General features: G+C 54.5%; 1 protein-coding gene. It reads left to right on the top strand.

Annotated features, from left to right (window positions below; genetic code table 11):
- Positions 1-63: 63 nt before the first annotated feature.
- Positions 64-1214, top strand: a protein-coding gene (locus AK81_RS27565) for an IS3 family transposase (RefSeq protein WP_154100864.1) whose coding sequence is annotated in 2 segments (ribosomal slippage) — positions 64-307 and positions 307-1214 — 1152 coding nt in all. Because the reading frame shifts where the segments join, the coding sequence is not laid out codon by codon here.
- Positions 1215-1232: the final 18 nt, after the last annotated feature.

Raw genomic sequence — 1232 nt, 5'->3', positions numbered from 1 at the left:
TGAATCGCCCCTGGTTTCGTAGACACCTCCAAGCCTCATAATGAGGCCCAAATAGGAGGTGCCATGAGTCGTCAGCGTTACCCTGAAGAATTCAAGATCGAAGCGGTCAAGCAAGTGACCGAGAAAGGCAAGCCTGTCGCCGATGTTGCCCAGCGCCTGGGCATGTCCGTTCACAGCCTTTACGCTTGGATCAAGCTCTACAGCAAACCCCAAGAACAGCGTCAGCAAGACGATGATCAGCAGGCTGAGCTGCGTAAGCTGCGCGCTGAACTCAAGCGCGTGACGGAAGAGCGAGACATCTTAAAGAAGGCCGCCGCGTACTTTGCCAAGGAGTGCGGCTGAAGTACGCCTTCATCAAGAAGCACTCGACGGATTATCCAGTGCGTCGCCTTTGCCAAACCCTCAAGGTGCATCCCAGCGGCTACTACGCTTGGCTGGCCGAGCCTCAATCTGCCCGAGGCAAAGAAGATCAACGCCTGCTTGGCTTGATCAAGCATGCCTGGTTAGAAAGCGGAGGCGTGTATGGCTATCGCAAAATTCACGATGACCTGCGAGAGCTAGGAGAGACATGTGGGCGGAATCGAGTCGGTCGTTTGATGCAAGCAGAGGGACTGAGTTCGCAAACTGGCTATCGGCGGCGGCCAGGGTTTTACGGTGGAAAACCAACAGTGGCCTCGCCCAACCACCTCGCGCGGCAGTTCAAGGTCAGTGAGCCGAATAAGGTCTGGGTGACCGATATCACCTACATCCGTACCTATGAAGGTTGGCTGTACCTGGCGGTTGTGCTGGATCTGTTCTCTCGCCAAGTCATCGGTTGGTCAATGAAGCCCAGGATGTGCAGCGACCTAGCCATCGACGCCATGCTGATGGCCGTGTGGCGACGCAAGCCACAGCAGCAAGTGATGATCCACTCAGACCAAGGTAGCCAGTTCAGTAGCTCGGATTGGCAAAGTTTCTTGAAGGCCAACAACGTGATTAGCAGCATGAGTCGCCGAGGAAACTGCCATGACAACGCCGTGGCCGAGAGCTTTTTCCAGCTTTTGAAGCGGGAGCGAATCCGGCGAAAGATCTACGCAACGCGTGACGAAGCTCGAAGTGATATTTTCGATTACATTGAGATGTTCTATAACCCTAAACGCCGACACAGCAGTGCTATGCAGCTGTCGCCAGTAGAGTATGAGAAACGCTATTTTCTGAGCTTGGAGAGTGTCTAGCAAACCAGGGGCGATTCA

The organism is Pseudomonas putida W15Oct28, from assembly GCF_000708715.2.
GTDB classification, from domain to species: Bacteria; Pseudomonadota; Gammaproteobacteria; order Pseudomonadales; family Pseudomonadaceae; genus Aquipseudomonas; species Aquipseudomonas putida_R.
Note: the sequence above shows the minus strand (reverse complement) of the source record. Positions and strands in the feature narration are given on the sequence as shown.